General features: G+C 68.5%; 23 protein-coding genes and 1 riboswitch. Of the genes, 13 read left to right on the top strand and 10 right to left on the bottom strand.

What is annotated here, in order from left to right; all coding sequences use genetic code 11:
- The first annotated feature begins 22 nt into the window (after nt 1-22).
- The 3 genes from pxpB to ABFG95_RS17175 are packed head-to-tail and all read left to right on the top strand — an operon-like array spanning nt 23 to nt 2,581.
- Nucleotides 23-757 (top strand): 5-oxoprolinase subunit PxpB, encoded by a 735-nt coding sequence (gene pxpB, locus ABFG95_RS17185; protein WP_238909794.1) that lies wholly within the window; start codon nt 23-25, stop codon nt 755-757.
- The gene (locus ABFG95_RS17180; RefSeq protein ID WP_238909793.1) at nt 754-1,755 is read left to right on the top strand and encodes a biotin-dependent carboxyltransferase family protein; all 1,002 of its coding nucleotides are present in this window, start codon (nt 754-756) and stop codon (nt 1,753-1,755) included. The genes pxpB and ABFG95_RS17180 overlap by 4 nt, the downstream gene beginning before the upstream one ends.
- A gap of 55 nt (nt 1,756-1,810) precedes the next feature.
- The gene (locus tag ABFG95_RS17175; RefSeq protein ID WP_054418976.1) at nt 1,811-2,581 is read left to right on the top strand and encodes a 5-oxoprolinase subunit PxpA; all 771 of its coding nucleotides are present in this window, start codon (nt 1,811-1,813) and stop codon (nt 2,579-2,581) included.
- Between the two features lie 106 nt (nt 2,582-2,687).
- On the opposite strand, the gene ABFG95_RS17170 is transcribed toward ABFG95_RS17175, so the two are convergent.
- Entirely contained in the window at nt 2,688-3,389 is a 702-nt protein-coding gene (locus ABFG95_RS17170; RefSeq protein ID WP_080977307.1) for a GntR family transcriptional regulator, read from the bottom strand.
- Between the two features lie 109 nt (nt 3,390-3,498).
- The gene (locus ABFG95_RS17165; RefSeq protein ID WP_049070921.1) at nt 3,499-4,137 is read right to left on the bottom strand and encodes a trimeric intracellular cation channel family protein; all 639 of its coding nucleotides are present in this window, start codon (nt 4,135-4,137) and stop codon (nt 3,499-3,501) included.
- 232 nt (nt 4,138-4,369) lie between these two features.
- On the opposite strand from ABFG95_RS17165, the gene ABFG95_RS17160 reads away from it, so the two are divergent.
- Nucleotides 4,370-5,239 carry a universal stress protein gene (locus tag ABFG95_RS17160; RefSeq protein WP_049070920.1) on the top strand — a complete coding sequence of 290 codons (870 nt, stop codon included), beginning with the start codon at nt 4,370-4,372 and terminating at the stop codon, nt 5,237-5,239.
- Between the two features lie 37 nt (nt 5,240-5,276).
- Here ABFG95_RS17160 and ABFG95_RS17155 read toward each other — a convergent pair whose 3' ends face one another.
- The 4 genes from ABFG95_RS17155 to ABFG95_RS17140 form a co-directional block, all read right to left on the bottom strand.
- Nucleotides 5,277-6,524, bottom strand: coding sequence for a muropeptide transporter (locus ABFG95_RS17155; RefSeq protein WP_054419010.1), 1,248 nt, complete (start codon nt 6,522-6,524; stop codon nt 5,277-5,279).
- A gap of 102 nt (nt 6,525-6,626) precedes the next feature.
- Nucleotides 6,627-7,241, bottom strand: a complete 615-nt coding sequence (gene metW, locus ABFG95_RS17150) for a methionine biosynthesis protein MetW (RefSeq protein WP_049070919.1) — start codon at nt 7,239-7,241, stop codon at nt 6,627-6,629.
- Nucleotides 7,238-8,509, bottom strand: a complete 1,272-nt coding sequence (locus ABFG95_RS17145) for a homoserine O-acetyltransferase (RefSeq protein ID WP_049070916.1) — start codon at nt 8,507-8,509, stop codon at nt 7,238-7,240. The genes metW and ABFG95_RS17145 overlap by 4 nt, the downstream gene beginning before the upstream one ends.
- Nucleotides 8,499-8,580, bottom strand: a riboswitch (SAM riboswitch). It overlaps the preceding gene by 11 nt.
- 157 nt (nt 8,581-8,737) lie before the next feature.
- Complete coding sequence (locus ABFG95_RS17140; protein WP_336729778.1) at nt 8,738-9,493, bottom strand: GntR family transcriptional regulator; 756 nt, start codon at nt 9,491-9,493, stop codon at nt 8,738-8,740.
- A 182-nt stretch (nt 9,494-9,675) separates the two neighbouring features.
- Between ABFG95_RS17140 and ABFG95_RS17135 the strand changes: the two genes are divergently transcribed.
- From ABFG95_RS17135 to ABFG95_RS17115, 5 genes are all read left to right on the top strand, one after another.
- Nucleotides 9,676-9,957, top strand: a complete 282-nt coding sequence (locus ABFG95_RS17135) for a UxaA family hydrolase (RefSeq protein WP_026385179.1) — start codon at nt 9,676-9,678, stop codon at nt 9,955-9,957.
- 30 nt (nt 9,958-9,987) lie between these two features.
- A complete protein-coding gene (locus tag ABFG95_RS17130) occupies nt 9,988-11,163 on the top strand; it encodes a UxaA family hydrolase (protein ID WP_054433131.1) in 1,176 nt (391 codons plus the stop codon).
- A gap of 371 nt (nt 11,164-11,534) precedes the next feature.
- Nucleotides 11,535-12,548, top strand: coding sequence for a tripartite tricarboxylate transporter substrate binding protein (locus tag ABFG95_RS17125; protein ID WP_049070912.1), 1,014 nt, complete (start codon nt 11,535-11,537; stop codon nt 12,546-12,548).
- 13 nt (nt 12,549-12,561) lie between these two features.
- On the top strand, nt 12,562-13,497 hold the full coding sequence (locus ABFG95_RS17120) for a hydroxyacid dehydrogenase (RefSeq protein WP_348994805.1): 936 nt from the start codon (nt 12,562-12,564) through the stop codon (nt 13,495-13,497).
- 30 nt (nt 13,498-13,527) lie between these two features.
- Complete coding sequence (locus ABFG95_RS17115) at nt 13,528-14,535, top strand: Ldh family oxidoreductase (protein WP_175145237.1); 1,008 nt, start codon at nt 13,528-13,530, stop codon at nt 14,533-14,535.
- 189 nt (nt 14,536-14,724) lie between these two features.
- Here the strand turns inward: ABFG95_RS17115 and ABFG95_RS17110 are convergent, their stop codons facing one another.
- The 3 genes from ABFG95_RS17110 to ABFG95_RS17100 all read right to left on the bottom strand — a co-directional run bounded on the left by ABFG95_RS17110 (nt 14,725) and on the right by ABFG95_RS17100 (nt 20,310).
- Nucleotides 14,725-17,370, bottom strand: coding sequence for a putative Ig domain-containing protein (locus ABFG95_RS17110; RefSeq protein WP_348994804.1), 2,646 nt, complete (start codon nt 17,368-17,370; stop codon nt 14,725-14,727).
- 14 nt (nt 17,371-17,384) lie between these two features.
- Nucleotides 17,385-18,926, bottom strand: a complete 1,542-nt coding sequence (locus ABFG95_RS17105) for a hypothetical protein (protein WP_348994803.1) — start codon at nt 18,924-18,926, stop codon at nt 17,385-17,387.
- Nucleotides 18,927-19,410: 484 nt separating this feature from the next.
- Nucleotides 19,411-20,310, bottom strand: a complete 900-nt coding sequence (locus ABFG95_RS17100) for an AEC family transporter (RefSeq protein WP_278990637.1) — start codon at nt 20,308-20,310, stop codon at nt 19,411-19,413.
- 118 nt (nt 20,311-20,428) lie between these two features.
- Between ABFG95_RS17100 and ABFG95_RS17095 the strand changes: the two genes are divergently transcribed.
- A complete protein-coding gene (locus ABFG95_RS17095; RefSeq protein ID WP_054418955.1) occupies nt 20,429-20,665 on the top strand; it encodes a helix-turn-helix transcriptional regulator in 237 nt (78 codons plus the stop codon).
- A 4-nt stretch (nt 20,666-20,669) separates the two neighbouring features.
- Here ABFG95_RS17095 and ABFG95_RS17090 read toward each other — a convergent pair whose 3' ends face one another.
- Nucleotides 20,670-21,209, bottom strand: a complete 540-nt coding sequence (locus ABFG95_RS17090; protein ID WP_049070903.1) for a hypothetical protein — start codon at nt 21,207-21,209, stop codon at nt 20,670-20,672.
- Between the two features lie 46 nt (nt 21,210-21,255).
- On the opposite strand from ABFG95_RS17090, the gene ABFG95_RS17085 reads away from it, so the two are divergent.
- From ABFG95_RS17085 to ABFG95_RS17075, 3 genes are read left to right on the top strand one after another with little or no spacing between them, the layout of a single operon-like run.
- Nucleotides 21,256-22,164: an alpha/beta hydrolase gene (locus ABFG95_RS17085; RefSeq protein WP_063584589.1), complete on the top strand. Its 909-nt coding sequence runs from the start codon at nt 21,256-21,258 to the stop codon at nt 22,162-22,164.
- 32 nt (nt 22,165-22,196) lie between these two features.
- A complete protein-coding gene (gene gshA / locus ABFG95_RS17080; protein WP_175145229.1) occupies nt 22,197-23,768 on the top strand; it encodes a glutamate--cysteine ligase in 1,572 nt (523 codons plus the stop codon).
- Between the two features lie 38 nt (nt 23,769-23,806).
- A complete protein-coding gene (locus tag ABFG95_RS17075; RefSeq protein WP_049070897.1) occupies nt 23,807-24,328 on the top strand; it encodes a lipocalin family protein in 522 nt (173 codons plus the stop codon).
- The last annotated feature ends 91 nt before the right edge of the window (nt 24,329-24,419 follow it).

Genomic DNA, 24,419 nt, shown 5'->3' with positions numbered 1-24,419 from the left:
CGTCTCTACAGGTTTCGTGCCGTTGAACGCTACATCAGACACTTCTTCTCCGGCCGAAACCGCCTGGCGCATCCAGCCCCAGGGCGACCGCTGCCTGATCGTCTCATTCGGTGACCAGATCGACGCCGCCATCGGCCGCACCTGCCTGGCGGCGGCGCGCAAGCTGCGCGACGCCGGCCTGCCGGGCGTGACCGACGTGGTGCCGTCGTTCGTGGCGGTGGCGGTGCATTACCGGCCCGACGGCCTGGGCAACGGCCCCACCTACGCCGACCTGGCCGAACGCATCGAGGCGCTGCTGGCCGACGGCATCCAGGCCGACGCCGCCGCTGGCCGCGAGGTCGACGTGCCGGTCTGCTACGGCGGCGAGCACGGGCCCGACCTCGACGACGTCGCCCGCGCCGCCGGCCTGACTGCCGACGACGTCATCGCGCTGCACAGCGGGCCGCGCAGCATGGTGTTCATGCTGGGCTTCGCCCCCGGCCACGCCTACCTGGGCGTGCACGACGAAAAACTGAACCTGCCGCGGCGCGCCTCGCCGCGCACCGCCGTGCCTCCCGGCGCGGTGGCCATCGCCAACCGCCAGACCGTGATCTACCCCAACCGCCTGCCCGGCGGCTGGCACATCATCGGCACCACCCCGCTGACCATGTTCGACCCCGCGCGCGACCCCGCCGCGTATCTGCAACCGGGTGACTCGGTGCGCTTCGTGCCCATCACCCCCGACGAATTCCAACGCCTGCGGGAGGCGCGGCCGTGAGCGTTGCCGTCATCAAGCCGGGCATGCTGTCCAGCTTCCAGAACCGCGGCCGCGAGGGCTACCAGCACCAGGGCATCCCGGCCGCCGGCGCCATGGACGAACGCGCCCACCGCCTGGCCAACGCGCTCGCCGGCAACACCGGCGATCCCGCCACCCTGGAAATGACCCTGACCGGCCCGACGCTGCGCTTCGACGCGCCGGCCTGCTTCGCGCTGGCGGGCGCCGACCTGGGCGCCACGCTCAACGGCCAGGATATCCCCCGGCACCGGCCGCTGGTCGCCCGCGCCGGCGACACGCTGGCCTTTGGCGCGCGGCCGGCCAACGGCGTGCGCGCCTATCTGGCGGTGCACGGCGGCTTTGCGCTGGCGCCGGTGATGGGCAGCGAAACCACCTATCTGCGCAGCGGCTTCGGCGGCTTCGAAGGCCGCGCGCTGGCCAAGGGCGACCAGGTCGGCCTGCGCCACACGCTTGCCGGCCGCGACCTCGATGCGTTGCAAAAGGCCCTGTGGGACCTGCGCATCTACCTGCCCGGCGCGCTCGGCAACAAGCAACGCGACACCATCCGCTTCCTGCCCGGCATGCAGTGGCAGGAATTCTCCGAAGCCTCCCGCCATGCCTTCGGCGGCGCGGAATTCCGCATCAGCCCGCAGTCCGACCGCATGGGCTACCGCCTGCAGGGTCCGGCGCTGTCCATGAGCCAGCCGCGCCAGATGCTGTCGGAGGCCGCCTGCTTCGGCACCGTGCAGGTGCCCTCGGGCGGCGAGGCCATCATTCTCATGGCCGACCGGCAGACCACCGGCGGCTATCCCAAGATCGCGCAGATCGCCAGCGTCGACCTGCCCTTGCTGGCGCAGTATGCGCCGGGACGCACGCTGCGGTTCGCCATGATCGAACTCGACGAGGCGCAACGCCTGGACGGCGAGCGCGAACGCGCCTTCGCCCAGTTGCTGGACGCGCTGGCGCCGCTGCGCGCGCTGCTGGGGCCTGGCCACCCTTGAGGCCTGCTCGCACGCGCCCCCGAATAACAGCCCGAACCTCCACAGGAACCTCATCATGAGCACAAGCATCGACCTGAACTGCGACATGGGCGAAAGCTATGGCGCCTGGAGCATGGGCAACGACGCCGCGGTGCTGGCCTTCGTCAGCTCGGCCAACATTGCCTGCGGCTTCCATGGCGGCGACCCCGCCACCATGCGCAAGACCGTGGCCGCCGCCCTCAAGCAGGGCGTGGCGCTGGGCGCGCATCCCAGCCTGCAGGACCTGGTCGGCTTCGGCCGCCGCGCGATTCCGATCACGCCGGACGAAGCCTATGACATCACGGTCTACCAGATCGGCGCGCTGGCCGGCGTGGCCGCCTCGCAAGGCGCGCGGCTGCACCACGTCAAGGCGCACGGCGCGCTCTACAACATGGCCGCCAAGGACGAGGGCCTGGCGCGCGCCATCTGCCAGGCGGTCAAGGACGTGGATGCCTCGCTGCTGCTGTACGGGCTGGCCGGCAGCAAGCTGATCGACGCCGCGCGCGCCATCGGGCTGGCGGCGGCCAACGAAGTCTTCGCCGACCGTTCCTACCAGGACGACGGTTCGCTCACGCCGCGCACCCGCGCCGGCGCCATGATCGAGGACGTCGACCAGGCGGTGGCGCAAGTGGTGCGCATGGTTCGGGAAGGCAAGGTGCGCTCGGTCGACGGCAAGGACGTGCCCGTGCAGGCCGACACGCTCTGTATCCACGGCGACCAGCCCAATGCGCTGGTGTTCGCCCGCGCCATCCGCGAAGCGCTGGAACGGGCCGGCATCGCCGTGCGCACGCCGGCCGCGCACGCCTGAAACCCGTCGGCGCCGCCATCCGCGGACGCGGGTGGCGGACCGTCGTGCTTCACCGCGCAGGGTCGGGGCCGCGTCGGCACCTCAAGCGCCGGGCACGGTCACGGGCTTAGGCGCGCCCGTAGCGCGGCGCGGCCTCTTCGGCGTCCTGCAGCGAGGCCTCATGGTAGGCCCGCAGGATGCCCGGCAGCACATCGATCACGTAATTGCGCGTCAGCTCGGCGGCGCGGTCGAAATCGCGGCTGGCCAGGGCCTGCGTGATGCCCTGCGTATAGGTCTGCAGGTTGTTCGATGCCATGGTCTGCCGCGCCAAAAGGTAGCGAAGCGGCTCGACCTGCTCGTAAAGCTTGGTCAGCACGTCCGCCAGCGGCGCGTTGCCGGTGAAGCGCGCGCCGGCCAGGTAGAACTCGCGCAACGCCGCGATATAGGCGCGCACGTCGCGCTTGGCCATGGCGGCGGCGATCGCCTCGTCATAGGTGCGCAGCTCGGCCACCAGGGGCGAGATGTCGTCGATCTCGGCGACCTGGCGGATGCAATAAGCCTCCAGCTCCGCGCGCAGCTTGTACAGGTGGCGGATCTGGGTTTCGGAATACAGGGTGACCCGGAAGCCTTTGCGTTGGACGTGGGTCACCAGGCCGCTCAGTTCCAGCAGACGCAGCGCTTCCCGGATGGGGCTGCGGCTGGTGCCGAAACGCTGCTCCAGTTCCTGTTCCCGCAATGGCTGCCCGGGCCTGATAGTGCCATCCACTATCAACTCACGAATCTGTTCCTGTAGGAAATACGGAATCGTGGCGGGCGCTTTGACGTCCAATCGGCTCCCCTTGTACTGCGTGATGCAAGTATTGCGACAGCGACAAGATACTAGAAATCTATTGAAACACAAATAGGAAAATTGTTGCAGGAGCGCGTGCCGGGAAATCTCAGTGCCAGTCGTCGCGGTATACGAACTTCGGCATCTGCCAATTGAAGCGCAGGGCCAGCAGGCGCAGCGCCAGCCCGACCGCCAGCGCGATGGGCACGGCCGCGTTGGCCGGCAGTCCCAGGGACTGCGCGCCCAGGTAGAGCGCTCCGGTCACCACCGACACGCTGGCATACAGCTCCTTGCGGAACAGCAGCGGCACCTCGTTGCAGAGCACGTCGCGCAAGACCCCGCCGGCGCAGCCGGTGATCATGCCGCTGATCAGCACGACCGTGATCGGCAGCTGCATCAGCTGCGCCACCTGGCAGCCGATAACCGTGAATGCCACCAGGCCCAGCGCGTCCGCCAGCAGGAACACACTGCGCAGGCGCCGCATCACCGGCGCGATCAGGGCGGTCAGCAAGGCCGCGCCCGCCGTCATCCACAGGTATTCGGGATGCACCACCCAGGTCAGCGGATAGTGACCCAGCAGCACATCGCGCAGCGAGCCTCCGCCCAGCGCGGTGACGCAGGCGATGATGCAGACGCCCATCCAGTCCATGTCGCGCCGGCCGGCCGACAGCGCCGCCGTCATGGCTTCGGCCACGATGGCGACCAGGTACAGGGTGTGCAGCAGGGCAGGAGAAAGGTCGTAGAACATGAAACAGGTGGGCGATGGACGAAGCCGCGGCGCGGCAGGCCCCATTGTATTGACAGCCCACGGGCCGGGCGATTGCTCCCCGCCCGATCCTCCCTTACCCTGGAAGCGCGTTGATATCGGTCAAGCCCCTGTCCATGCCCCGGCGGGACAATGGGGATGTGCCCGCAAGGGCGATTTCGGCCACCGGCGGGCTAGCGGGAGCCACCGGCGGGCCCCATATCGGGAGAAACGTATGTCGCAACAACCTGGCCCCATCCTACTGGCCACGGACCTCAGCGCGCGGGGCGATCGCGCCCTCGATCGCGCGCTGCAACTGGCCAAGGAACTCGATACCAAGCTGGTCGTGCTGCACGTGATGGAAAGTCACGGCGTGTCGCCGCGCCTGACCACGCCGGTCTGGCGCCGCCTGGCCGCCGACCACAAGGCGGTGGCCGAACGCGAGCTGGCCGAGGACCTCGCCAACGCCGGCGTCGCCACCGAAGTCGTGGTGGTCTCGGGCGATCCGCTGGTGCGCATCATGGAAACCGCCGACAGCTTCGGCTGCTCGCTGATCATCGCCGGCCTCGCCCGCGACGAAACCCTGGGCCGTCTGCTGCTGGGCACCACGGTCGAAAAACTGGTTCGCCAGGCGCGCCAGCCGGTGCTGGTGGTCAAGAACCGGCCGCGCAAGCCGTACCGCGACGTGCTGGTGGCCACCGACTTCTCGGCCGGCTCGCGCCGGGCGCTGCGCGCCGCGCTGCAACTGGTGCCCAACGCCGACCTGACGCTGTTCCATGCCTACGATGTGCCGTTCCAGGGCAAGAACGTGCCGGACGATGCGGTGACCCGCAGCTTTTATCACGCGGCCGAGCAGAGCTCGCGCGAATTCATCGCCGAAACGCCGGAACTGGCCAACGTGGCGCCGCCCAAGGTGGTGCTGGAATGCGGCCAGCCGGAAACGGTGCTGTCGGAATACTCGTTCAACCACCGTTCCGACCTGGTCGTCACGGGCACCCATGGCCGCACCGGCCTGCTGCGCACGGCCATCGGCAGCGTTGCCGAGCGCCTGCTGGAAGCCCTGCCGAGCGACGTGCTGATCGTGCGCCTGACCGACGAGGCGTAGCCCACCGCCCTGGCGCCGGGTCCTGGCGGGCCTGGCGTCAGGCGTCGCCGTCCTGCATCATGGCCTCGATGCGGCCACGCAGCAGATACAGCAGCAACAGACCCGGCAGCGCGATGACGACCGTCACCAGGAAGAATCCGGGCCAGCCCAGATGCTCCACCAATGGCGGCGTCAAAGGCCCGGCCAGATAGGTCCGGCCCACCGCCGACAAGGCCGACAGCAGCGCGAACTGCGTGGCCGAGAAGCGCTGGCGGCACAGGGCCATCAAGAGCCCGACGAAGGCCGCCGTGCCCAGGCCGCCGCACAGGTTTTCCAGCCCCACCGCCGCGCCCATCAGCCAGATGCTCTTGGGGGTGACGGCGATCAGCCAGTAGCCCAGGTTGGACACCGCTTGCAGCAGGCCGAACACCATCAGCGACCGGTACAAGGTCCAGCGCGACATGACGAGGCCACCGGCCAGCGCCCCCACCACGGTCGCGGCCATGCCCATGACCTTGTTGACCGCGCCGACCTCGGTGGGCGTGTAGCCCGCGCCTCGGATCAGGAAGGTGGTCGAGAGCGCGCCGGCAAAGGCGTCGCCCAGCTTGTACAGCACGATCAGCAGCAGCACCGCCAGCGCGCCGCGCCGGGTGAAGAATTCCTGCAGGGGCGCCGACACGGCCTCGCCCAGGCTGCGCGGCGGCTTGGCCACGTGCTCCGGCTCGGGCGCCCACAGCGTCGCCAGCGCGCACAGCAGCATCAGGCCGCCCATCACCACGTAGGTATTGCCCCAGCCGATCCACTGGTCGGCCAGGATCAGCGCCAGCCCGCCCGAGACGATCATCGCCACCCGGTAGCCCATGACCTTGATGGCCGCGCCCGCGCCGCGCTCTTCCTTGCGCAGCACGTCGGTGCAATAGGCGTCGAAGGCGATATCCTGGGTGGCCGAGAGGAACGCCACCAGCACGGCCAGCAGGGCCAGCGTCTGCAGCGCCGAGGACGGCGACAGCGTGCCCATGACCATGATCGCCAGCCCCAGCAGCACCTGCGTCACCAGCATCCAGCCGCGGCGCCGGCCCAGCAGCGGCGGCGCATAGCGGTCCACCAGCGGCGCCCACAGGAACTTGAGCGTGTAGGCCGTGCCCACCAGGGTCAGGAAACCGATTTGCTGCAAGGGCACGCCGGCCACCGTGGCCCAGGCCTGCAGGGTGCCGCTGGTCAGCGCCAGCGGCAATCCGCTGGCGAACCCCAGGACCAGCAGGGGCGCGACGCGGGGACTGGTGTAGACGTTGGATACAGCGGTAATGACGGTCTCCTGAAACGGCCCGGGCGGGCGCACGGACGGGCGCGGCGGGCTTGCGGCATTTTAGGCGCTGGCGCCCGGGCCGTCAGCCTGCGTTTCAGAATGTCAGGGCGAGGCGAAGCGGTACACCGCCAGCGTGCTGCGCCAGCTCGGAAAGGCCTTGATCTCGCGCCCCTCGTTGAAGGTGGCGCGCTCCAGGATGCGCAGGCCGAGTTCGCCAGCCAGCTGCTCGAAATCGCGCAGCGTGCACAGGTGGATGTTGGGCGTGTTGTACCACTGATACGGCATCTGGCCCGTCACCGGCATGCGGCCGCGCAGGATGGCCCAACCGTGCGGCCAGTAGCCGAAGTTGGGAAACGACACCACGCCATGGCGTGCCACCCGCGCCATTTCGCGCAGGATGTGCTCGGTGCGATGCATCGACTGCAGCGTCTGCGACAGCACCACGGTATCGAATTGCTTGTCGTCGAACAGCGCCAGGCCGTCTTCCAGGTTCTGCTGGATCACCTCGACGCCGCGCCGCACGCAGGCGATGACGCAGGTGTCGTCCAGTTCGACGCCAGCGCCGCGCACCTGGCGATGGTCGCGCAGGTGCGCCAGCAGCGCGCCGTCGCCGCAGCCCAGGTCCAGCACCCGGCTGCCGGGTTCGATCCAGCTGGCAATGCGCGCCAGGTCGGGACGCAGCGTATTGACGGCGGGACGGGGAGTCACGGGATTCATGCGGAGCGTCCTTCGGTCTGAGCGGCGCCGGTCAGCCCCAATTCGCGGGCGATGCGCTCGTAATAGCCGCGAACCACGGCATGGTAGCGCGCGTCGTCCAGCAGGAAGGCATCGTGACCATGCGGCGCGTCGATCTCGGCATAGGTGACGGGGCTGGAATTCTTGAGCAGGGCGCGCACGATCTCGCGCGAGCGCTCCGGCGGGAAACGCCAGTCGGTGGTGAATGACACCAGCAGGAAGTCGGCCTTGGCCGGCGCCAGCGCGCGCGCCAGGTCGCCGCCGGTCTTGCGCGCCGGATCGAAATAATCCAGCGCGCGGGTGATCAGCAGGTAGGTATTGGCGTCGAAATAGCGGGTGAACTTCTCGCCCTGGTAGCGCAGATACGACTCGACCTCGAACTCAACGTCGTAGCCGTAGCGGTAGGCGCCATTGGCGGCGGGTTCGCGCTGGGCGCGGCCGAATTTCTCGGCCATGTCGTCGTCGGACAGGTAGGTGATGTGGCCGATCATGCGCGCCACCGACAGGCCGCGGCGCGGCACGGTTTCCTGCGCGTAATAGTCGCCGCCATGGAAATCCGGATCGGTGATGATGGCGCGCCGCGCCACTTCGTTAAAGCCGATGTTCTGCGCCGACAGGCGCGGTGTGCTGGCGATGACCACGCAATGGGCCACGCGCTCGGGCAGCGTGATGGCCCAGCTCAGGGCCTGCATGCCGCCCAGCGACCCGCCCATCACGGCGGCGAAGCGCTCGATGCCGAAGTGGTCCGCGACCCGCGCCTGCGCCTGCACCCAGTCCTCCACCGTCAGCACCGGAAAGGCGGCGCCCCAGGGCTTGCCGGTCTCGGGATTGATGCTGGCCGGGCCGGTCGAGCCAAAGCACGAGCCCAGGTTGTTGACGCCGATGACGAAGAACACGTTGGTGTCGACCGGCTTGCCGGGGCCCACCATGTTGTCCCACCAGCCGACGTCGCTGGGGCTGTCCGCGGCCTGGCCGGCCACGTGGTGCGAGGCGTTCAGGGCATGGCAGATCAGCACCGCATTGCTGCGCGTGGCGTTGAGCGTGCCATAGGTCTCGACCGCCAGCTCGTAGCTGGCCAGCGACTGGCCGCTCAGGAGCGGCAGCGGCTCGTCGAAACGCAGGAAGATGGGAGCGACGAGTCCGACGGAACCGGGATCAGCGGCGTCGGACTGCGTGATGGCGGCGGCGGGCAGGGTCGCGAGCGCGGCGCTGGCCGAATCACCGGCCAAATGTTGGGCAGGAGTGGTCATACGGACCTCTTTAGCTGGATTTATTGGAAGGCGCCCGCAAGCGGATCAGGCAAATCGGCGCCGAAAATTGGGTAGTGCGGCAGGAATTCTAGCACTGCTGGCGGCAGGGACGGCAAGCGGCCGGGAACGGCCGTGGCCGTCAGCGCCGTGATCGCGGGAAGGCCCGCATCGGAATGCCAGCCCCCTTCCCCGCCGGCCGCCTCCTTCCGCTGCGGGGCGGCAGGCGCCTCAGGCCCCCGCCTCCCAGGGCTCATGGCCCAGGTACTCGTAGCGTTCGGTATTGACGCGCGAGATGCGCCATTCGACCGGCTGGCGGTTGTACGAATAAGCCACGCGGCGGATCTCCAGCAGCGCCGCGCCCTCGGCCACGCCGAGCCAGCGGGCATGGGCGCGGTCCGCCAGGCAGGTGCGCAGGCGTTCGTCGGTGGCGATGACATTGACGCCGAAGACGTCCTGGTACAGCGCATACAGCGTGCTGGCACGCTCGCGCAGGTGCGCCTCGGTCATGCCGGGAAAGCGCGATTCCGGCAGGCAGATGTCATCGACCATGACCACGTCGCCGTTCAGCGACAGCATGTTGAGGAACTCGAACACGTAGGCGCCGGCCGGCAGCCCCAGCTTGTCGCGCGCCTCGACCGAGGCCTTGACGCGACGAAAGCGCAGCAGCTCGGTGGTCGGGTACGACTTGTGGCCGTCCTGGCGCAGGATGCGGAAGAACTTGAAGAAGTGGTGGTTGCGGGTGTGCACCGCCACATAGGTGCCGCGGCCCTGGTGCCGCACCAGGATGTTCTCGGCGGCCAGTTCGTCGATCGCCTTGCGCAGCGTGCCGATCGACACGCCGAAACGCTCGGCGAGGTTCTTTTCCGGCGGAATCGCCTCGCCCTGCTTCCATTCGCCTTGGGCCAGCGCGGCAAGCACGGCCTGCTTGACCTGCTCGTACAAGGGACTGCCCAAAGGCACAGTCGATGACAGGCTGGTGTTCATGGGTGCATCGCAATAAATCCGGGCCTCCAGTGTAGCGGCGCGAACGGCCTCGGCTCAAGTCATACAATTCATATATATGATTTAGTTGACATGCAAAAAAGCCCGCCATAAGATTTGCCGGACGTTGTGATCCGAAGCGCCCGCGGCACTCCGCCGCGGCGCTCACCCAGGAGAGGAAGACGATGATTCACGCCGTATTGCACGATGCCAAGGACACGGTGGCGGTCGCCGTGGTGGAAGGCCTGACCGCTGGAACGGAGCTCAATGCCTGGATCATGGACGAGGACAAGATCATCCATGTGCGGGCCTCGCAGGACATCCCCATCGGCCACAAGGTCGCGATGAAGGACATGGCCGTGGGCGACACGGTCTACAAGTACGGCGTGGACATCGGCCGCGTGGTCGCGCCGATCCAGGCCGGCCAGCACGCCCACGTGCACAACATCAAGACCAAGCGCTGGTAAGCCGATCCTTCGCCCACACAGGAAACCATCATGTCCGTCATCAATGCTCAGACCACCTTCCAGGGCTACCGCCGCGACAACGGCCGGGTCGGCGTGCGCAACCACGTCATCGTGCTGCCCGTGGACGACATCTCCAACGCCGCGGCCGAGGCCGTCGCCAACAACATCAAGGGCACGCTGGCCCTGCCCCACCCCTACGGCCGCCTGCAATTCGGCGAAGACCTGGAACTGCACTTCCGCACCCTCATCGGCACCGGCTGCAACCCCAACGTCGCGGCGGTGGTGGTGATCGGCATCGAGGAAGGCTGGACCAAGCGCGTGGTCGACGGCATCGCCGCCACCGGCAAGCCGGTCATGGGCTTCAGCATCGAACTGCACGGCGACCACGACACCATCATGCGCGCCTCGCGCTGCGCCAAGGAATTCGTGCACTACGCCACCGCGCTCACCCGCAGCACGTGTCCCATCTCCGACCTGTGGGTCTCGACCAAGTGCGGCGAGTCGGACACCACCTCGGGCTGTGGCGCCAACCCCACCGTCGGCAACGCCTTCGACAAACTCTACGCGCTGGGCTCGACGCTGGTGTTCGGCGAGACCTCGGAACTGACCGGCGGCGAGCACATCGTGGCCGAGCGCTGCGCCAACGACGCCGTGCGGGAACGCTTCATGTTCATGTTCGACCGCTACCAGGCCATGATCGACCGCTGGAAGACCAGCGACCTGTCCGAATCGCAGCCCACCAAGGGCAACATCGCCGGCGGCCTGACCACCATCGAGGAAAAGGCGCTGGGCAACATCCAGAAGATCGGCAAGCAGTGCCGCGTCGACGGCGTGATCGACAAGGCCGAGATTCCCGACGGCCCGGGCCTGTGGTTCATGGACTCGTCCTCGGCCGCCGCCGAGATGGTGACGCTGTGCGCGGCCTCGGGCTACGCGGTGCATTTCTTCCCCACCGGCCAGGGCAACGTCATCGGCAACCCGATCCTGCCGGTCATCAAGATCTGCGCCAATCCGCGCACGGTGCGCACCATGTCGGAACACATCGACGTCGACACCAGCGCCCTGCTGCAACGCGAAATCGACCTGAACCAGGCCGGCGACAAGCTGCTCGAATGCATGCTGGCCACCGCCAACGGCCGCTGGACCGCGGCCGAGGCCCTGGGGCACCGCGAGTTCGTCCTGACCCGCATCTTCGAAAGCGCCTGACGGGGTCCCGGCCCGACGCGCGGCGGCCGTCCGCGCCGCCGCGCGCGGGACCGTCGCGGCGGCGGCCCTGCCGCAATCGCAGTCCTTGCAACACCGCGCTCTCGCGCGGCACCCGCAGTCCCTGCAACACCTCGCTCTCGCGCAGCACCCGCAGTCCTTGCAACACCCCGCTCTCGCGCAGCACCCGCAGTCCTTGCAACACCCCGCTCTCGCGCAGCACCCGCAGTCCTTGCAACACCCCGCTCTCGCGCAGCACCCGCAGTCCCTCGCAGCACACGCGAAAAAATGCATGCAGACCCGGGCGCAAGCCGCCACGGCAGCACAGGCGCAAGCATTCCTACCCGGGCGCCCATCCCCAAGGAGGAAGACCGATGAACCGCGAGCAACACCCCCCTATCGACGACGCGCAACGCCGGCGCGTACTCGGCGCGCTGGGCGCCGCCGGCCTCTGTGCGCTGGCGCCGTGGCAACAGGCGCTGGCGCAGAAGGGCAACTGGCCCGATCGCCCCATCAACTACGTCGTGCCCTTCCCGCCCGGCGGCCTGACCGACGTGGCCGCCCGCCAGGTGGGCAAGGCGCTTGGCGACGCCGAACGCTGGAACGTGGTGGTGGAGAACAAGCCCGGCGGCAGCGCCAACATCGGCGCCGCTCACGTCTCGCACGCCGCGCCTGACGGCTATACCTGGCTGGCCATCACCCTGTCGCACGCCGCCAATGCCACCCTGTTCGCCGGCAAGGCCGGCTACGACCTGACCCGCGACCTGACACCGGTGGCCGGCCTGGCGTCCTCGCCCATCATGGTGGTGGTCAACGCCAAGAGCCCGATCAAGACCATGGACGACCTGGCCCGCGCGGCGGCCGCCAAGCCGCTGGCGGCCGGCTCCAGCGGCAACGGCACGCCGCCGCACCTGACGCTGGCGCTGTACCAGAAGCTGACCGGCGCGCCGCTGATGCACGTGCCCTACAAGGGCGGCGCGCCGTCGCTGACCGACCTCATCGGCGGCCACCTGGACGTGGTGTTCTCGAACTATCCCGAATCCCTGTCGCACGTGAAGAACGGATCGTTGCGGGCGCTGGCCATCACGACCCGGGAGCGCAGCCGGGATCTGCCCGACGTGCCCACCGTGGCGCAGGCCGGCCTGCCGGACCTGATCGTGGAGAATTTCACCGGCGTCATGGCGCCCGCCAGCACGCCGCCGGCGCTGGTGCAGCGCATCGGCGATGCCATCGTCAAACAGATTTCGCAGCCCGCCATGCAGCAGGCCCTGCAACAACTGGGCTTCGTGCCGCAGCCGCGCGGACCGGCGGAATTCGGCAGCTATCTGCGATCCGAGGTCGACCGCTGGGCCAGGATCATCCGCGACGCCAACATCCAGATCGCCTGACGCCGGAGCCGCCATGCACGTGCTTATCTCGGAATTCATGGACGCGCCCGCGGTCGACGCGCTGCGCCAGCGCTTCGACGTGCGCTACGCCCCCGACCTGGTGGAGCGGCGCGAAGCCCTGCTGCGCGCTGCCGGCCAGGCCGACGCCCTCATCGTGCGCAACCGCAGCCAGGTGGACGCGGCGCTGCTGGCGGCCGCGCCGCGCCTGCGGGCAGTCGGCCGGCTGGGCGTGGGGCTGGATAACATCGACCTGCCCGGCTGCGCCGCGCGTGGCATCCAGGTGGTGCCGGCCACCGGCGCCAACGCGCGCGCGGTGTCGGAATACGTCATCGGCACGCTGCTGGCGCTGCTGCGGGGCGCCTATGCCGCCAGTGCCGAGGTGGCCGGCGGACAGTGGCCGCGCGCGGCCTTGTCGCAGGGCCTGGAGGCGCACGGCCGCACCCTGGGCGTGGTGGGGTTCGGCGGCATCGGCCAGTTGACCGCGCGGCTCGCGGCCGGGCTGGGCATGCGCATCGTCGCCTGTGACGCCGCCTTGCCGGCAGATCATCCCGCCTGGGCCGAAACCGGCGCCACGCGGCTGGAACTGGACGACCTGCTGGCCCAGGCCGACGCCGTCACCCTGCACGTGCCCCTGACCGCCGGCACCCGCCACCTGCTGGACGCCACCCGCATCGCCCGCATGCGGCCGGGCGCGGTGCTGATCAACACGTCGCGCGGGGGCATCGTCGACGAGACCGCGCTGGCGGCGGCCTTGCGCGGCGGGCACCTGGGCGGCGCGGCGCTGGACGTGTTCGAACAGGAACCGTTGCCCGCCGGCGGCCCGCTGGCCGGCGCGCCCAACCTGATCCTGACCCCGCACATCGCCGGCCTGACGCGGGAAGCCAACACCCGCGTTTCCGACATGGTGGCCGCCGGTGTGACAATAGCGCTTACCGGCGGTGCCCGATGAAGCGCGGCGCGCCTCCCTGACAGGAAGGATATGGCTCACATTTATCTGGACGAACTCCAACACCTGGCCGCGGCCAGCCTGGCCGCCGCGGGCGCCAACCCGGCCATGGCCGACAGCACCGCCCGCGCGCTGGTCTTCGCCGAAAGCCAGGGACTCAGTTCCCACGGCCTGTCGCGCGTGCCGTTCTACGCCGGCCACCTGCGCACCGGACGCGCCATCGGCAACGCCGTGCCGCGCATCGTGCACGAGCGCGGCGGCGCGGCGCTGATCGATGCCGGCTCGGGCCTGGCGTTCCCGGCGTGCGCGCTGGCGGTGGCCGAAGCCGGCCGCCGCGCGCGCGAACACGGCGTGGCCTTCATCGGCGTGGCCAACAGCCACCATTTCGGCGAGGCCGGCTATCACCTGGAAGCCCTGGCCGATGCCGGCCTGGTGGCGCTGGCGCTGAGCAACTCGCCCGCCGCCATGCCGGCCTGGGGCGGCAAGCGTCCGCTGTTTGGCACCAACCCCATCGCCGCCGTCTTTCCGCGTCGCGGCGGCGGCCGCATCGTCATCGACCTGTCCTTGTCGCAGGTGGCGCGCGGCAAGCTCATGATCGCGGCGCGCGACAACCAGCCGATCCCGCTGGGCTGGGCGCTGGACGCCGACGGCCAGCCCACCACCGATCCCAAGGCCGGCCTGGCCGGCAGCATGCTGCCGGCCGGCGGCGTCAAGGGCGCGATGCTGGCGCTGATCATCGAACTGCTGGCCTGCGCCCTGACCGGCTCGCACTTCGGTTTCGAGACCGAGTCGTTCTTCGTCGACGAGGGTGGCCCGGCGCGGCTGGGGCAGGCCTTCATGGCCATCGACCCGGGCGCGCTGGCGGGCAACGAGGCCTACCTGGAAAGAGTCGAAACGCTGGTGGAGGCCATGCTGGAAGACGACGGCGTGCGCCTGCCCGGCGATCGCCGCCGCAAGCTGCGCGACGAAGCGCTCAAGCATGGGGTGGAGATTCCCGAGGCGCTGATGGCGCAGTTGCGCGCGATGGCGGGCGTGGCTTGATATTGTCCCTGGCGGCTGCTCCCCGGGATCGCACCGGCCGCCGGGCACAGCCGGCCCGACGCTCCTCGCCATGACCCCTCTTCGGCATGACCCGTGACGATCTGGCCGGCGCCCCTGTGGCGGCGGCCCGATCGCCACTCGGGCTGACCAACCCTTGGTCCGCCCCCCCATCCACTGCCGCGCAGACGATCACGGCACCGCCGGCTGCACGATCTCCAGCGAGAAGAAAGCCGAGGCGGACACAACGCCTGGTACGGCAAGGTCGGAGATATAAACGAAGAATTCGTTCTTCATTTTCTCGCGGGCCATGCCAGTAATGACACCCGTGTTGGGATCCATCTTCAACCCGGGGGGCAATCCGCCTCCCGCCACGCGATAGGTGACCGGCCGCCCCGCGGCACTGACGCCTGACGCGGGTTGATAATTGACGGCTTCCCCGACCTGATACGTCTTCGACGACTCCAGGACCGTCGCCGTCGGCAACTGGTACGTCACCAGGCCGAAACGGGCCTCGGCCTCATGCGCAGGCGAAGCGCTGTCGGTGACCGTGACGGTGTACCTGGCGGCGTCGTCATCAATCTGTTCGACAGTCGGCATGCCGGAGATGATGCCGGTGGCGGAATCCATCGACAGCCCGGCCGGCAGCGCTGGCGCCACCTTGTACGTGAGCGCGCTGCCGACGCCGCTGGACGCCGTCACCGGCGCGTAGGGCGGGAAGGCCTGATTGACGCGCTGGGGCTTTGCCGGCGCATTCAGTGTAATGGCGATGCCCGGATTGGGAGATACGCCCAGCTTGAAGGTGGCAGATGCCGACTGCCGGGGATTGGCGCTGTCCGTGACCGTGACGGAATACACGGTCTCGGGCGACAGCTCGATCCGCGTGCCGGGAATATTCTTGATCGCGCCGCTCAGTTCATCCATCGTCAGCCCGGCCGGCAAGGCAGGCTGCACGCTGAAATGATGCAGGCCCAGGCCGCCCTCGGCCTTGATCGGGATTTCCATGACGTTGGCATCGGCCACCACGGAGATCGTCGGAGTCACCGTGATCGCGGACAGTTCCGGTTCGATCAGCAGAGAGAACTTGCCAGTCACAAAATGCCCGAGGCCATCCATCACGGTGTAGGTATATGTGGTGAACGCGGACGCCGCAGTGGCGATCCCGGTGACGGCGCCGGTTCCCTCATTCATGACCAGCCCCGCCGGCAACGCCGGCGTCACGGTGTAGTGATACGGACGCAAGCCGCCCGAGGTGGTGGCCGGCGTATAGGAAACCGTGTCATTTACCCGATGCGTTTCGCTGGCATTGAATACGAACGTCTTGAGCGTCGGAAAAACCCGGAGCGAGAAGGTCGCGCTGGCCCTCTGCGCGATGCTGTCGCTGATGGTGACGGTGTAAACGGTCTCGGCCGACTCGCCAACGGCGGAACCGGAGATGCTGCCGTCGCTCGCATTCATGGCCAGGCCGGGCGGCAACGCAGGTGAAATCTCGAAATGGAACGTACCCACACCCCCAGAAGCATTGACCGGAGCCGTTACCGTCACGGGATCTTCCGCCATCACGGAGACCAAATCGACCCGAGACGTCGCCAGGAGCATTTCATCAATCTCCATCATGAAACTGGCCGTGACCGTATGCGCCGGCGTATCGCTATCGGTAACCGTGACGGTGTACGTAGTCAAGGGCGCTACCGCGACCGCGGCTCCTGTCAACGCCCCAGTCGCCTCATCCAGGTTCAGTCCCGACGGCAATGCGGGGGAAATGGCGTAATGAAGCGCGCCCACACCGCCCGCGGCACTCACCGGCTGATAGCTGAGCTTATAGCCCACGGCCGCCCGCGTTCTCTCCGAGGAGAAAGGAACCGCCGTCAGCGCGCCCCTGATCTCCAACGTGAAGGTACTGCTAACCTGGTGCGCGGGCGAGGCGCTATCAGTGATCGTCACGGTGTACTCGGTCAGGGGCGATGCAACCGCGGCCGACCCTGTGATGAGGCCGTTTGCCGCATTCATTGTCAGCCCCTCCGGTAGCGCCGGCGCAACGGCGTAGCTGAGCGTACCGATTCCCCCGTCGGCCAACATTGGCGTGCCACTGAGCGCATCACCTACCTGCGCCACCCAGGTCAAGGTGGCGCTGTTGATGAAGGAGCGCATGGCCGGCCCGACCTCCAGGTTGAATGTGGCCGTGGCCGATCCCGGCGGCGTGGCGCCGTCGGTCACTGTCACGGTATAGGTAGTCAGCGGCGACTGGGCGCTGGCGCTACCCGTCAGGGTGCCGGAGTCCACCGAGAAATCCAACCCCGCGGGCAAGGCCGGGGAGACGGCATAACGCAGCTTGCCGATCCCACCGCTGCCACTCACGGGAACCACAGCGACACCGACCGGTTCGTTGACCAGCCAGGTCCTGGAGGTGAAGTTGGCGCTGGCCGACAGGGGCCCCACGACAGCCACCTGATAGCTGCCGGTGCCCGCCTCGAACGCGGGCAGGTCGGCCGCCTGCGTGGCGGTGATGGTGGCGGTGCCCGGGGCCACCGCGGTGACCGTGCCATCGGCGGCGACGCGCGCGATGGCGTCATCGCTGGAACGGTAGGTGATGGCCCCCTTGCTGGCCGGCTGGTCGCTGCGCGCGGGATTGGCGGCCGTGTCGCCGAGCGTCAGGGTGAGCGCCGGTTGCGCGAAGCTCAGCGTCGGAGTCGCGGTGGCCCTCTCGACGACAACGTTGATCACGCTCAGCCGCGACTGCGCAAATGTCGCGCCGGTCCAGGACAGGCCCAGGACAAGGCAGACCCCGGCCAGGAAGTAGGCGACCAGGTCGGAAAGGGTTTGGAGGTATTTTGACATCTTCATCCGGCCGTTCATTTGCGGCCAACGGTGATCTTGACGTTGTAGGTCGCCATGGTGGCGTCGCTGACACGCACCACGTACTCGTCGGTCTGCGCCGGCACAGGCAGCCTGAACAGGTCGACCGAGAGTTGCGCGGGCGCGACCGCGAACTGCGGCAGCATCGCCACCGCGGCGCCGTTTTTCTGCACGGCCGCCAGCGTCAGCGCGCCACTGCCCACGGCGATGGTCAGGCGCTGGCCATCGGCGCTGACCTTGGCGCCCGGCGGCAGGCCGGCCTTCTCGATGAAGACTTCCTGCACGCCGGTGCGGTCGACCTTGGCCAGGAACGTCTGCGGAATGCGGTCGGGCCGCGTGACGGCCTTGTCCAGCAGGCGCTCGCCGGTGTACTGCCGCAGCGATTCGCGCATGGCCAGCGAGCTGCCGTCGGACCTATAGCGCGACGGCGAGATCAGCTTCATCAGGTCGACGTAGACCATGACCGTCTTGCTGTTGAGCGCGCCATCGCGGCCGCGCGACATGCCGAACGACAGCCGCGCCTTGTCGCCCGACAGGCTGGCGACCAGGTCGCGCGACACGCCGGTCGATACGCGCATGTCGAACAGGTAGTCCTTGTAGACCGCGAACTTCACGCCGCCGGACAGATAGGGACGGTGGCGGCTCTCGACCGAGCCGTCGCCCATCGGATAGCGTTCGTGTTCCAAGCCGAGCGACGTGTTGAGCACCAGCGTGGAGAACGGCGCGTATTGCATGTCGACGCTGGCGCCGAACAAGCGGCCCGTGGAGATGCGGCGCGGATCGTACAGCACGCGGGTGTAGCTGGCGTAGTCCTCGACCACCGTGCGGCTGGACAGGTCGTTCGGGCTGTGGGCGCGCGCGCCCCACGCGGATGCGCCCAGCGCATGCAGTCCCAGCCCCGATTCCGGTGCGAACAGGCGGCGCGCCGCCACGATGCCCGCCAACTGGGTGACCGGCACGCGCGCGCTGCCGGAATCGAAATCGAACGACGGCCGGCCCTTCATCAGCGACACCGCGGCGTCGAATTCGTATTGCTTGCTGGCGTCGACGAAAATGCCGCGGCCGATCAGTTCGCGCTGGTATTCACCGAGCTGCACGCTCGCGCCGAGCGCGAAACGATCGGTGATGAGCCGGGAATATTCGATGCGGCCGATCGGCGCGTTGTCCATGGCGCCGCCGCCGACCCGGAAACGCGAATCGGGCGTGGACAGCGCGAAGGAATCCCGCCCCAGCGCCAGGGTGCCGTCGCCCACGGGCACGGTCAGGTTCGCATTTGACGCGCCCATGCGCGTGTCGGCCGCCGCGGCCATCATGGGATTGCCGCGGGCATCGCGCCGCGCCTGCTCGGCCCGCGCGGAGTCCTGCAGGAACGAAGCGAAGGCCCGTTCGATTTCGCGCTTGTCGCCGGCTTGCGGCGCCGGCAAGTCGGGCAACCCGGCCGCCCTGGCTGGCGTGGGCGAGGCGAAGGCCGCGGCCAGCGCTAGCAGCAGCGCCCGCATGCCGTGGCAGGACAGGGGCCCGCCACGGTCGGCAGGCATCTTGCCAGGAGACGATTCCGTATTGGAATGGGCCGCGCGATGGGCGATGGATTTCCGCAAGGGAACGGGCTGAGGCATTTTGATACTTCCAACATCGGCCGCGACGATGTCGCCGGAACCTGAATCACGAGGAATGCGTTGATTCCAGGTACCTGAAATGGACGAAAAGACCGCGCGGCCGACGCACAAAATTAAGTGAGCGAATCGACCACCACGGTCAATTTTGGATAAGCAAAGTATCTGAATGCCTGCGGCGAAAGAAGCGCGCGCTATCCAGAATCGGACGGCCGGAATGCGCAGTCCTCAAAGGGCGAAAATCGGGGCGGAAAAATGACACGAGGCATCACATTCCGGCGGCGCGGACCGCATGAGCGCACGCAAAAAAAACGCGGCCGCCGTTGCCCGGCGCCGCGCGGTGGCGCCCCCGCCAGGCCAGGCGCCTGATTGCCTGCCTGTGTGAGGCTCTTGCCAGAGTGAACAGACCCTATGGGCCGGCGTGGCTGAACCAGAGCATCAGCGGCGCCAGCAACAGGAACACCACGGTCGACACCAGCACCGCGCCGGCGGCCGTATCGCCCATTTCGGTATAGCGCTTGGCGTACATGTAGCTGACCACCGCGCACGGCATGGCCATCTGCAGCGTCAGCGCACCGGCCAGCACCGGCTCCAGATCGAGGATCCACACGATCGCCAGGCCCGCGGCCAGTCCGGTCACCAGCCGCATCGCCGCCACCTTGGCGCCATCGCGCAGGCCATTGGCCGGGATCAGCGCCAATGCATGCCCCAGGCTCAGCAGCATCAGCGGCACGGTCACCGCGCCCAGCATGCGGGCGGTCTCGATCAGCCAGGCCGGCACGGGAACGTGCAGCAGGCGCATGGCCACGGCCACCACCGAGGCCAACAGGATCGGGCTCTTCCAACTGCCCTTGGTGTTGACGCCGGGCAGCAGCCGCACCGCGATGGTGTGCATCACGAAAGAATTGACGGCAAAGAACGCCACCGCCACCGACAGTCCGGCATCGCCGAACGCCAGTTGCGAGATCGGCAGGCCCAGGTTGCCGGCGTTGGGCAGGAAGGCCGTCGGCAACAGGGTGCGCACCGGCAGGCGGCCCAGCTTGAGGAGCGCGGCGCAGGCCAGCGCGCACAGCAGCAGCGCCAGCAGCGTGGCCGCCGCCACGTCGGCCAGCGCGCGGTCGTCCAGGTGGGTGGTGACGAAGGTATGGAACACCAGCGCCGGCGTGGTCACGGACGTGACCAGGGTGGTGATGAAGGCGCCGCCGAACGGCAGGTCGCGCTTGCCCCAGAACACGCCGATGCCGACGCACGACAACAGGGGCAGCATCAGCACGATGGCCGACAAATAGAACTGCGCGATGGCCAGCATCCGTTTATTCCATCAGAGATTCAAAGTGAGATACGTAGCGGCATCGGCGCTTGTCCGTCGGCCATCCCGGGCCGGAGCATGGGTTGTCTTTTGCCAGTCGCACCACGCCGTATCCGCCATGTCCGCCAAACCCGCTTTCGCCCCGCCGCGGGCGCCCGCCGCCATCCGCCTGTCGCCGCGAGAATCGGCCTCGCTGCACTGGAGCGCCATCGGCAAGACCAGTTGGGAAACCGCCCGCATCCTCGACATCAGCGAAAGCACCGTCAATTTCCATTTGCGCAACGCCTGCCGCAAGCTGCAGGTGCGCGGCCGCCGCGCCGCGGTGGCGGCGGCGATCCGGCGGGGATTGGTGTGAACCGTCACGGCTTGACCACGACCGACCTCAGGAATTCACGCGCCCGTTCCTCGGGCAGGCTGGCTTCGGTGCCCGCCGCCACCGCCTCGATCAGCATGGTGTCGGTCACCCACACCCGCGCCCGCAGCCAGCCAGGCTTGCCCATGGCCTTGCCCTGCACGTCGATGTCCTGCCCGTAGGGCGGCCATTCGGTGGGCGGCGGCGCCTGCATGTTGACGTACAGCGAGCGCATCAGGGCCATGCCCAGCGCCTGCCGCGCCACGGGGTCGGCCGCGATCTCCGGCGGCAGCGGCGCCGATCCGATCGCGAACACCGCCTCGCCCACAGTGGCGGTGGCCAGCGTGAACGACAGCGTATGGGTGTCCAGCCGCAGCTGGCGGGTCTCGGTCTGCACCCGGTCCGGGAACGCCGCCCGCACCCGGCCGTCCGCCACGTCCACTTCGCGCCAGTTGTAACGGGGCGAGCAGGCGCTGGCCAGCAGGGCCACCACAAGAATCAGGCCGGCTTTCTTGAACATGAAACGAAACAGCGATGAAATCGTCATTACCGTAAAGACCCCACGGTCTTTTCATTTCGAGGACAGCCCCAAATTGTCGCCGATTTCGACCACCCCAGCGCCCGACGGCACGCCCCTGGCCAATTATGTCTGGCCCGCCGCCCCGAATGTGCCCCCGCCGATCATCGGCCCCGGCACGCCCGGCATCTACCTGCTGCATGGCCTGAGCGAGCATGCCGGGCGCTATGACCGGCTGGCGCGCTGGCTGACCGCGCGCGGCTGGACGGTGGGCGCCCACGACCACCGCGGCCATGGCCGCTCCGGCGGCCGGCCCGCCACCCTGGCGCGCCAGGAGGACCTGGTAACCGACGCCGTGGCGCGCCTGGCCGACTGGACCGCCGCCCACGGCCGCCCGCCGATCCTGCTGGGCCACAGCCTGGGCGCCCTGGTGGCGGTGCGGATCGCCCTGCAGCGGCTGGCCCCGATCGACGCCCTGGTGCTGAGTTCGCCGCCCTTCGTGGTCAACGTGCCCCTGTGGGTGCGCCGTACCCTGACCTGGATGTCGCTGCACGCGCCGGACCTGCGGGTTCCTCACGGCCTGGCGCCGGCCCGCATCTCGCACGACCGGGCGGTGGTCAAGGCCTACCGGTCCGACCCCCTGGTGCGGCGCAGCATGACCGGCCGGCTGGCCCGCTTCGTCGATGACGGCGGCCGCGATTCCCTGCGGGAAGCCCATCTCCTGGCCTGCCGCACCCTGCTGATGGTGGCCGGCGACGATTCCATCGTGGCGGCCGAGGGCAGCCGCCAGTTCGCCCAGCGCGCGCCCGCCGAATTGCTGACATTGCGCTGGTACGACACCGCCTGGCACGAGATTTTCAACGAAACCGCCCCCATCGCCGACCCGGTCTACGCCGACCTGGACGAGTGGCTGGCGCGCACCGCCGCGCAATTGTCCCTGTCCCCAGTACAGGCTCCCTCGGCAGAGGAGGCCAGCACCCCGTAAAATCCGGCGACAGACCCCATCGAGAAGATTCCGTGACTGATACCGCCGCCCAACGCCTCTCCCGCCTGGAGGCCAACCGCTCGCTCCTGACCCAGACCCTGCGGGGCATCGAGAAAGAAGGCCTGCGCGTCGACGAGCAAGGCATCCTGGCCCGCACGCCGCACCCGGCCGGGCTCGGTTCCGCGCTGACCAACGAACACGTCACCACCGACTATTCGGAATCGCTGCTCGAACTGATCACCGGCACCCACGACAACGTCGACGCCCTGCTGGCCGAACTGACCGCCACCCACCGCCACGTCTACAGCGTGCTGGACCACGAGCTGATCTGGAACCAGTCGATGCCGGCCACGCTGCCGGCCGAGGCCGACATTCCCATCGCCTGGTATGGCACGTCCAACACCGGCATGCTCAAGCACGTCTACCGCCGCGGCCTGGCCGAGCGCTACGGCAAGACCATGCAATGCATCGCCGGCGTCCACTACAACTTCTCGCTGCCCGAAGCGCTGTGGTCGGTGCTCGACACCCAGCCCGGCACCGACCAGGACCGCCGCTCGCGCGGCTACATCGGCCTGATCCGCAATTTCACGCGCTACTCCTGGCTGCTGATGTACCTGTTCGGCGCCGCGCCGGCGCTGGCCCGCGATTTCCTGCGCGATGGCGAACACGGCCTGCAACGCCTGGGCGACCACACCCTGTACCTGCCCCACGCCACCAGCCTGCGCATGAGCGACCTGGGTTACCAGAATAAGGCCCAGTCGCAGCTCAAGCTCTGCTACAACGATCTCGATACCTTCCTGGGCCGCCTGTACGACGCGGTCACGCAACCGTGGCCCGACTACCAGAAGCTCGGCACGCATCGCAATGGCGAATGGATCCAGCTCAACACCAACGTGCTGCAGATCGAAAACGAGTACTACTCCAGCATCCGCCCCAAGCGCGCCACCGGCCGCTGCGAGCGCCCGATCACCGCGCTGGCCGAGCGCGGCGTGCAGTACGTGGAAGTGCGCTGCCTGGACATCAACCCCGAATCGCCGGTGGGCATCGATGCCGACACCAGCCGCTTCGTCGACGCCTTCCTGCTGTTCTGCGCCGCCTCCGACAGCCCCTTCTTCCCCGCCAACGGCTACTGTCAGCGCAGCGCCGACAACTTCTCCACCGTGGTCAAGGAAGGCCGCAAGCCCGGCCTGCAACTGGACCGCGACGGCAAGGCCATCGGCCTGGCGCAATGGGGCCAGGAACTGCTGGACCAGATCGCGCCCTATGCGGCCCTGTATGACTCGGCCCTGGGCGGCAGCGCCTATGCCGACAGCCTGGCCGCGCAGCGCGCCAAGCTGGGCCGGCCCGACGCCACGCCGTCGGCGCGCCTGCTGGCCGCGCTGGTCGACAGCGGCGAATCGTTCCACGACTATTCGCTGCGCCAGAGCCGCGAGCATGCGCAGTCACTGCGGGCCCAGCCGCTGCCGGCGGACGTGGCGGCCGAATACCGCCAGGCCGCGCTGGACTCCAGCGCCGAACAGCGGCGCATCGAGCAATCCGATGACGTCGATTTCGATACCTACGTCGCCCGCTACCACGCCGCGCTGAAGGCGCCGCGCAAATAAGGCGTATCGTTAGGGTTTTGGATCAGGAGGCTTTCCCCATGCGCCGCATTGCAACATTACTGTTGGCCGTCGCCGCCAGCGCGGCCGGAATCTCCCACGCCGCGCCGCCGCCCATGCAGACCGTGGAGTCGGTCGACCTGAAGCGCTATGCCGGCATGTGGTACGAGATCGCCAACTTCCCGATGTTCTTCCAGCGCAATTGCGTGGGCGACACCACCGCGGAATACACGCTGCATCCGGACGGCACCGTGGGAGTCAACAACCGCTGCCGCACCAAGGACGGCGACATCGACTCGGCCTCGGGCACCGCCACGGTGGTCGAAGGCAGCAACAACGCCAAGCTCGAAGTCTCGTTCTTCAAGCCGTTCAAGGGCGACTACTGGGTCATCGGACTGGACCCGGACTACCGCTGGGCGGTGGTCGGCACGCCCGACCGCAAGTACCTGTGGATCCTGTCGCGCTCGCCGCAACTGCCCAAGGAAGACCTGGACCGCGCCCTGGCCGCCGCTACGGCGCAGGGCTATCAACTCGACGAATTGCGTTATACGCCGCAGAAGTAACGACACGGCCGGCCCGGCGTCGCAATGCCCGGAGGGCATGCGACGCGACGCCCGGCCGGGCGGATCGGCGCGGCGATCAGGCCGCGCCAAC

Origin of the sequence: Achromobacter sp. HNDS-1, assembly GCF_040084795.1 — a bacterium.
Lineage (GTDB): Bacteria > Pseudomonadota > Gammaproteobacteria > Burkholderiales > Burkholderiaceae_B > Achromobacter > Achromobacter ruhlandii.
The sequence above is the reverse complement of the archived record's forward strand: the minus strand, read 5'-3'. Positions and strand labels throughout refer to the sequence as shown.

What these genes read in the sequence shown, in the direction of transcription:
- ABFG95_RS17175 (WP_054418976.1), top strand. Translation starts at nt 1,811, where the DNA reads ATGAGCACAAGCATCGACCTGAACTGCGACATGGGCGAAAGCTATGGC.
- ABFG95_RS17165 (WP_049070921.1), bottom strand. Translation starts at nt 4,137, where the DNA reads ATGTTCTACGACCTTTCTCCTGCCCTGCTGCACACCCTGTACCTGGTC.
- ABFG95_RS17160 (WP_049070920.1), top strand. Translation starts at nt 4,370, where the DNA reads ATGTCGCAACAACCTGGCCCCATCCTACTGGCCACGGACCTCAGCGCG.
- metW (WP_049070919.1), bottom strand. Translation starts at nt 7,241, where the DNA reads ATGAATCCCGTGACTCCCCGTCCCGCCGTCAATACGCTGCGTCCCGAC.
- ABFG95_RS17145 (WP_049070916.1), bottom strand. Translation starts at nt 8,509, where the DNA reads ATGACCACTCCTGCCCAACATTTGGCCGGTGATTCGGCCAGCGCCGCG.
- ABFG95_RS17140 (WP_336729778.1), bottom strand. Translation starts at nt 9,493, where the DNA reads ATGAACACCAGCCTGTCATCGACTGTGCCTTTGGGCAGTCCCTTGTAC.
- ABFG95_RS17135 (WP_026385179.1), top strand. Translation starts at nt 9,676, where the DNA reads ATGATTCACGCCGTATTGCACGATGCCAAGGACACGGTGGCGGTCGCC.
- ABFG95_RS17130 (WP_054433131.1), top strand. Translation starts at nt 9,988, where the DNA reads ATGTCCGTCATCAATGCTCAGACCACCTTCCAGGGCTACCGCCGCGAC.
- ABFG95_RS17125 (WP_049070912.1), top strand. Translation starts at nt 11,535, where the DNA reads ATGAACCGCGAGCAACACCCCCCTATCGACGACGCGCAACGCCGGCGC.
- ABFG95_RS17120 (WP_348994805.1), top strand. Translation starts at nt 12,562, where the DNA reads ATGCACGTGCTTATCTCGGAATTCATGGACGCGCCCGCGGTCGACGCG.
- ABFG95_RS17115 (WP_175145237.1), top strand. Translation starts at nt 13,528, where the DNA reads ATGGCTCACATTTATCTGGACGAACTCCAACACCTGGCCGCGGCCAGC.
- ABFG95_RS17110 (WP_348994804.1), bottom strand. Translation starts at nt 17,370, where the DNA reads ATGTCAAAATACCTCCAAACCCTTTCCGACCTGGTCGCCTACTTCCTG.
- ABFG95_RS17105 (WP_348994803.1), bottom strand. Translation starts at nt 18,926, where the DNA reads ATGCCTGCCGACCGTGGCGGGCCCCTGTCCTGCCACGGCATGCGGGCG.
- ABFG95_RS17100 (WP_278990637.1), bottom strand. Translation starts at nt 20,310, where the DNA reads ATGCTGGCCATCGCGCAGTTCTATTTGTCGGCCATCGTGCTGATGCTG.
- ABFG95_RS17095 (WP_054418955.1), top strand. Translation starts at nt 20,429, where the DNA reads ATGTCCGCCAAACCCGCTTTCGCCCCGCCGCGGGCGCCCGCCGCCATC.
- ABFG95_RS17090 (WP_049070903.1), bottom strand. Translation starts at nt 21,209, where the DNA reads ATGACGATTTCATCGCTGTTTCGTTTCATGTTCAAGAAAGCCGGCCTG.
- ABFG95_RS17075 (WP_049070897.1), top strand. Translation starts at nt 23,807, where the DNA reads ATGCGCCGCATTGCAACATTACTGTTGGCCGTCGCCGCCAGCGCGGCC.